This is a genomic window from Pseudonocardia oceanicola (assembly GCF_047200735.1).
Lineage (GTDB): Bacteria > Actinomycetota > Actinomycetes > Mycobacteriales > Pseudonocardiaceae > Pseudonocardia.
In genome coordinates this window covers 1-6,085 of record NZ_JBJZON010000054.1, presented here as the reverse complement: position 1 = coordinate 6,085, position 6,085 = coordinate 1, and the positions used below count along the sequence as shown (strand labels likewise).

Here is a 6,085-nt window from a genome sequence, read left to right as displayed (position 1 = left end):
TCCGATGACGACCGGGTCGCCCCCCGGTCGGCCAGCTGAGGAGCCCCGCCATGCCCACGACCCGTGTCGCGACCGTCGCGGCCCCCTTCGACCGGGACCTCGAGGCCGACTTCGCTCGCATCGCCCGCCTGGTCGACGAGGCGAAGCAGCAGGGCGCGCAGCTGCTCGCCCTGCCCGAGGCCGCGCTCGGCGGCTACGTCTCCGACCTGGGCGGGTCCGCGTCCCCGCCGCCGGCCTTCGCCGTCGACGGCCCGGAGATCGCCCGCCTCGCCGCGCTGGCCGGGGACCTCGTGGTCACCGCCGGCTACTGCGAGGCGGCGGACGGCCGCCGGTACAACGCGGCGGTCTGCGTGACCGGCGACGGTGTGCTCGGCAGCTACCGCAAGGTCCACCAGCCGCTGCGCGAGGACGCCACCTACACGGCCGGCGACGCCTTCGAGGCCGTCGACACCCCGATCGGCCGGATCGGCATGCAGATCTGCTGGGACAAGGGCTTCCCGGAGGCGGCCCGGGCCCTGGCGCTCGACGGTGCCCGGGTGATCGTCTCGATGTCGGCCTGGCCGGTCAGCGCGACCAACCCGCACCCCGACCCCGCGCAGGACCGCTGGACCCGGCGCTTCGACCTGTTCGACCGCGCCCGCGCGCTGGAGAACCAGGTCGTGTGGGTGGCGTCGAACCAGTTCGGCACGTTCGGCTCGCTGCGCTTCGCGGCCAACGCCAAGATCGTCGACCCCGGCGGCGAGATCGTGGCCGCGACCGGGCAGACCGAGTCGATGGTGGTCGCGGACTTCGACCTCGAGGCCGACCTCGACGCCCACCGCGCGGGCATGAACAACCTGCGCGACCGCCGCCCCGACGTCTACGGGGCCCTGACCCGGCCGGCACTCCAGCCGGCCTGAGCACGACCCCGACCACTCCCGTCCAGCTGTCACCGTCCGTCCCCGATCGCACGAACGGCACTCTTGTGCGGACCTACCGCACAAGAGTGCCGTTCGTGCACTCCGGGGCGGGCGTCAGCGCACGTACCGGGCGGCGGGGGTGCCGGGTGGGTTGAAGCGGCCCGGCTGCGCGTCCGGGTTCGCCACCAGGACCTCGGCCTCCAGCCCGTCCGGGTCGCGGAAGAACAGGCTGAGGACGGGCCCGAAGTCGGTGACGAACTCGTCGCACGCCCCGCGGGCGAGCAGCCGCCGCCGGATCTCCTCGAACGCCTCGAGTGAGGCGGCCTGCAGCCCGAAGTGGTCCAGCCGGCCGCGGCCGAGCATCGGGGTCTGCCGCTCGGCCTCGGCGTTCCCCTCGACCTCGAACACGTTGAGCTCGGTGTGCGGGCCGATGTCCACGATCGAGAAGCGGAACCCGTCCTCCTTCTTGTCGTTGGCGACCGTCGCCCCGAACACCTCCCCGTAGAAGGCGTGGAAGCGGTCCGTGTCGGCGGTGATCACGGCGACGTGGTTGAGCCCGTCCAGCAGCATCCGCGCAGGTTAGAGCCCCTCGGAGCTGCCGCGGTAGGGTCGACCGATACCCGCTCGGGGCGCGAACGGCACCCCCGCCGGTTCCTTCGCCTTCGCGCCGGCGGACTCCATCGGGTACCACGTCGAGGTGCCTGGTGAAGGCGCCTGTCCGCTGCCCCGGCCGCACGATCTCGCGGATCGCGCGCTCGTGGGTGGCACTCCTCGGCCGATCGTGCGGACAGCTTCGGCGCTAGGATCCCGCGTGCCCAGGAGGGAGACGGATGTCACCGCGCTACGGCGACTACCAGCTGGAGATCTACCTGGCCGGCACGAGGGGCCTGCAGCCCCGCTTCCCGGTCGACTTCGCCGGGATGGAACGGCGGGCGGCCGAGGCACTGCCGCCGTGGGTGCTCTCCTACGTCGCGGGCGGGGCAGGCGACGAGCGGACCCAGCGTGCCAACGTCACGGCCTTCGAGAAGTGGGGCCTCGTGCCGCGGATGATGGAGGGCGCCCACGAGCGCGACCTCTCCACCACGCTGTTCGGCATCGACCTGCCGCACCCGCTCTTCCTCTGCCCGATCGGCGTGCTCGGCATCTGCTCCCAGGACCTGCACGGGGACCTGGCGACCGCCCGGGCGGCGGCGCGCACCGGCGTCCCGATGATCGCGTCGACACTGTCCCAGGACCCGATGGAGGAGGTCGCGACGGCGCTCGGCGACACGCCGGGCTACTTCCAGCTCTACCCGCCCAACGACAGGGACCTGGCCGTCAGCTTCATCCAGCGGGCCGAGCGGGCCGGCTTCAAGGCGCTCGTCATCACCCTCGACACCTGGGTCACCGGCTGGCGCCCGCGGGACCTCGACACCGCCAACTTCCCGCAGCTGCGCGGCTACTGCTTGGCCAACTACACCTCCGACGAGCACTTCCGGAAGCACCTGACCAGCTCCGACCCGGCGGAGGTCGTCGGGCTGTTCGCGCGGACCTTCGGCTTCTCGATGCGCTGGGCGGACCTGGCCTGGATGCGCGAGGCGACCTCGCTGCCGATCGTGCTCAAGGGCATCAGCCACCCCGAGGACGTGCGCAAGGCCAAGGACCACGGGGTCGACGGCATCTACTGCTCCAACCACGGCGGCCGGCAGGCCAACGGCGGGCTGCCCGCCCTGCAGAGCCTGCCCGAGGTCGTCGAGGCGGCCGGCCACACGCCCGTCCTGTTCGACTCCGGGATACGCAGCGGGTCGGACATGGTCACGGCGCTCGCGATGGGGGCCTCCGCCGTCGGGACCGGCCGCCCGCACGTCTACGCCCTGGCCGTGGGCGGGGAGGAGGGCGTGGTGCACCACCTGCGGTCCTTCCTCGCCGAGGCGGACCTGCTCATGGCGGTCGACGGCTACCCGGATCTCGCGCGGTTGCGCGCGGCGGGCCTGCGCCGGGTGGACTGACCCCCACGCCCCGGCCGGGGCGGTCGCCGCGACCCGCGCCGCCGGGCACCGGGTGGTGGCGGTGGCGACCACCGTGACCCGGGCGCAGGAGCGTGGCCGACTCCTGTCTCCTCCTTCCCGACCGGCCTACCCGGGCGCGGTCACCGGTGGCGCGGCCGCGGGCGCGGCCGCCACGTCCTCCCCGGTCTCCCGGCGGTGCGGCAGCTCACGGGTGAGGAACACGCTGAGCAGTGCGATCCCCGCGGCGGCCAGCAACGCGATCTTCAGCCCGACGAGCTGGGCGCGCGCGTACTCCGCGACCAGCGCGTCGACCTCGGACCCGGGAATGCCCGCCGAGGTCAGCGCGGCACGCGCCTGGTCCAGCGAGAGGAACGAGATGCCCCGTTCCAGTGCGGTGCCGACCTGCTCGCGCGTCGTCTCCGACACGGGCGCGGCCGCCACCCCCGTCAGGGTCGCCCGGGTCAGCGCCCCGAGCAGGAACGAGCCGATCAGGGCCGTACCCAACGAGGACCCCAGGTTCTGCGCGGTGTACTGCAGGCCGCCGACCTCGCTGCGCTCGGCCTCGCCGACGCTCGACTGCGCGACGTTGCCGAGCTGCCCGGCGAGCAGGCCCATGCCGACGCCGAGGAGACCCGTGGCGAGGGCGAAGGACAACTCGTCGAGCGCGGGACGGACGGTGCCGACGAGCCAGAGCGAGGCACCGCACAGCACCAGGAAGCCGGTCCGCACCACGGCCCGCGGCGCCGCGAGCCGGTTCACCAGCGGCGCCGACATCGAGGTCAGCAGCATGGTCAGCGACACCGGGAGCAGCCGCAGGCCGGTGGAGAAGGCGTCGAGACCCAGCACCACCTGCAGGTACAGCGGGATGGTGAAGAAGACGCCGAGCAGGATCATGTTCTGCGCCAGCAGCGAGGACAGGGCGGCACGCAGCGGCCGGATCGCGAACAACGCCCAGCGGACCAGCGCATCCCGGCCCTGTGCCTCGCGGCGGCGCACCCAGCCGCGCAGCAGCCCGAGCAACACGAGCCCCGCCGCGATCACGAAGAGGGTCGGCGCGAAGCCGAACACCGTGAACGGGGGGTTGCGCGGCTCGAGCCAGCCCCAGGTGCTGCTCTGCAGGGCCCCCAGCACCACGAGGGCCAGCCCCACCACGGACAGCCCCGCCCCCACCAGGTCCGGCCGGCGGCGCGGCCCGGTCGCCGGCGCGTCGGCGATCCAGCGCAGCATCAGCAGGATCGCGATCACGATCACGACCTCGCCGGCGAAGACGTACCGCCAGCTCAGGTAGGTCGTCGCCCACCCGCCGACGATCGGGCCGACCGCGATCCCGGCCCCCGCCAGCCCGCCGATGACACCGTACGCCACCGCCCGGTCGCGGCCCCGGTAGTTGCCGCCCACCAGGGCGGCGAGAGCGGGCAGCACGAGTGCGCCGCCGAGGCCCTCGATCACCGACCAGCCCAGGACGAGTACCCACAGCGTCGGGGCGACGGCCGTCAGCCCGGACCCGACGCCGTAGATCAGCAGCCCGACCGCGAACGCACGGCGGCGCCCCAGGATGTCCCCGACCTGGCCCCCGGTGATCAGGAACGCGGCCATGACCAGGGTGTAGAGGGTGATGGCCGCCTGGATGGCGCTGACCGTGGTGTCGAAGTCGGCGACCAGTGCGCTGATCGACACGTTCATCACGGCCGTGTCGAGCACGACCAGGAACTGCGCGACGCCGAGGGCGATCAGCGGTTTCCAGCGGTTCACCCGTGCCCGTCCGTGGTCGGGTCGGCGGCCGCCACCTTGCCCGAGCCGATGGCCCGGCGCAGCGCCGCGTGGTCGGCCTCGGTGCGGTCGGCGTAGGCGCGGGCGAAGGCCGCGACGGCGCGGTCGAAGGAGTCCGACGATCCCAGGTAGGCGGCGATCGCGATCCGGTCTCCACTGCGGGCGTGCGCGCGGGCGAGGGTCTGCCCGCAGATCTCCGCGTACATCCCCAGACCCCGCGAGCGCAGCTGTTCGACCTCGATCGAGCCCTTCCAGTCCCGCAACTGGCGCAGGTAGAAGTCGCGCTCCCGGCCGTCGACCCCGGTCACCCGCTGCCAGCCCAGGAAGATGTCGCCGACGCCCTGCATCAGCCGCTGGCCCTCCACGACCCGCTGTCCCGCGGTGGCCTGCGCCGCCGGGCCCAGCACGGACTCCAGGGCCGACGGGCCCGCCTCCTTGGCCTGCAGGAACAGCGGATCGCGGTCGTCGCGACCGAGGAACAGCAGCATCCAGCACCGGGTGCCCACGCTCCCGACTCCGACGACCTTGTGGGCGATGTCCACCGGGCGGTACTGCTCGAACAACCGCCGGCGGTCCGGGGGCAGGCTCTCCCGGTAGCCCGCGAGCAGCTCGTGGATGCCGTCCTCGATGCCGCGGCGTTCGACCTCCTCCGGGTAGAGGTCGCGGACCGGCACCACGATCGGCGGCTCGGCGACGATGCGCGGCACCCCGTCGAGGAGCGCGGTGAAGCGGGTGAGCGCGCCCAGGTTGTCCCGGGTGCGGGTCTTGGCCAGGTCGCGCTCCATCCGGGCCCGCCGCGGGGCGGAGACGCGGCGCCGGTAGCGCCGCCACAGGTCCTCGGTCTCGACGAGCGCGTACCAGACGTCGAGGTTCGTCATGGTCGCGAACCGGCGCATGGCACGGCGGTAGGCCCGCACGCCCCCCTCGACCGCCGCCCGCCGGGCCGCGGCGCCGAAGCCCCGGTCCCGGCCGGCCACCTCGACGCTGGCCGCCAGCCGTTTGACGTCCCACTCCCACGGACCCGGCAGGGTCTCGTCGAAGTCGTTGACGTCGAAGACGAGCCGGCGCTCGGGCGAGGCGAAGAAGCCGAAGTTGGCCAGGTGGGCGTCGCCGCAGAGCTGGACGTCGATCCCGCTGACCGGGGTGCCGGCGAGGTCGGCGGTCATCACGGCGGCCGAGCCGCGCAGGAACGCGAAGGGCGACGCCCCCATCCGGGCGTACCGGATCGGCAGCAGGTCCTGCACGCGGCCGACGTCCTCCGCGGCGAGGATCTTCAACGCCCCCCTCCCGCGGCGGGCGGGCAGTTCGGCGTGTGACGAGCGGGGGGCGGTGGACCGCGCCGCCCGGCCGAGCTCGATCCGCTCGGCCGGGCGGAGCACGGGTGCCGGCGGCGCCGCCCGCGCCCGCGGCGCCCCCGGGGGGGTGAAA

5 protein-coding genes are annotated in these 6,085 nt (G+C 73.8%); 2 read left to right on the top strand and 3 right to left on the bottom strand.

Features of this window, described 5'->3' with window-relative positions:
- Positions 1-50: 50 nt before the first annotated feature.
- Positions 51-899, top strand: coding sequence for a carbon-nitrogen hydrolase family protein (locus ACL02T_RS34535; RefSeq protein ID WP_412835034.1), 849 nt, complete (start codon positions 51-53; stop codon positions 897-899).
- A 114-nt stretch (positions 900-1,013) separates the two neighbouring features.
- Here the strand turns inward: ACL02T_RS34535 and ACL02T_RS34530 are convergent, their stop codons facing one another.
- A complete protein-coding gene (locus ACL02T_RS34530) occupies positions 1,014-1,469 on the bottom strand; it encodes a VOC family protein (RefSeq protein ID WP_412835033.1) in 456 nt (151 codons plus the stop codon).
- Between the two features lie 260 nt (positions 1,470-1,729).
- On the opposite strand from ACL02T_RS34530, the gene ACL02T_RS34525 reads away from it, so the two are divergent.
- Positions 1,730-2,887: an alpha-hydroxy-acid oxidizing protein gene (locus ACL02T_RS34525; RefSeq protein WP_412835032.1), complete on the top strand. Its 1,158-nt coding sequence runs from the start codon at positions 1,730-1,732 to the stop codon at positions 2,885-2,887.
- 126 nt (positions 2,888-3,013) lie between these two features.
- On the opposite strand, the gene ACL02T_RS34520 is transcribed toward ACL02T_RS34525, so the two are convergent.
- Together ACL02T_RS34520 and ACL02T_RS34515 are read right to left on the bottom strand one after the other, a co-directional pair.
- Positions 3,014-4,639, bottom strand: coding sequence for an MFS transporter (locus ACL02T_RS34520; protein WP_412835031.1), 1,626 nt, complete (start codon positions 4,637-4,639; stop codon positions 3,014-3,016).
- Positions 4,636-6,085: DUF2252 domain-containing protein (locus tag ACL02T_RS34515; RefSeq protein ID WP_412835030.1), on the bottom strand; the 1,450-nt coding region annotated here is incomplete at its 5' end. The genes ACL02T_RS34515 and ACL02T_RS34520, both read right to left, overlap by 4 nt.

Excerpts from the sequence above, each read along its gene's own strand:
- ACL02T_RS34530 (WP_412835033.1), bottom strand. The coding sequence starts at position 1,469 with ATGCTGCTGGACGGGCTCAACCACGTCGCCGTGATCACCGCCGACACG.
- ACL02T_RS34535 (WP_412835034.1), top strand. The coding sequence starts at position 51 with ATGCCCACGACCCGTGTCGCGACCGTCGCGGCCCCCTTCGACCGGGAC.
- ACL02T_RS34525 (WP_412835032.1), top strand. The coding sequence starts at position 1,730 with ATGTCACCGCGCTACGGCGACTACCAGCTGGAGATCTACCTGGCCGGC.